Annotated in this window: 1 protein-coding gene; it reads left to right on the forward strand. The window is 47.3% G+C overall.

Features of this window, described 5'->3' with window-relative positions; all coding sequences use genetic code 11:
* On the forward strand, positions 1-577 hold a 577-nt coding region (locus R7093_RS26885; protein ID WP_318147231.1), incomplete at both ends, for a TRAP transporter large permease subunit.

Consider the following 577-nt stretch of genomic DNA (forward strand, 5'->3'; position numbering starts at 1 on the left):
TGATGCCGCCAAAGATGCGAGTTGGGGCTTGTTGCTGGTGGTGATCATCCTTGGCGGTATCTATGGCGGTATTTTCACACCAACAGAGGCTGCGGCAGTTGCGGCGGTGTACTCATTCTTTATCGCGAACTTTATATATAAAGACATGGGACCATTTGCTGATAAGCAAAACACCAAACCAGCGATCGTCAAAGTGATTCAGACCTTTGTCCATGAAGACACTAAGCATACCTTGTATGAAGCAGGTAAGCTTACCATCATGCTGCTGTTTATCATTGCTAATGCACTGATCTTAAAACACGTACTGACTGAAGAACGTATCCCTCAGATGATCACGGAATCGATGCTGTCTGCGGGGCTTGGGCCAATTACGTTCTGGATAGTTGTGAACTTATTGCTTCTGATCGGGGGTCAGTTTATGGAGCCTTCGGGCTTATTGATAATCGTTGCTCCTTTGGTGTTCCCAATTGCCATTGCGCTGGGCATCGACCCAATTCACCTCGGTATCATGATGGTGGTGAACATGGAAATCGGCATGATAACGCCACCAGTCGGGTTGAACCTGTTTGTAACGGCT

Source organism: Vibrio sp. 1580 (assembly GCF_033340055.1).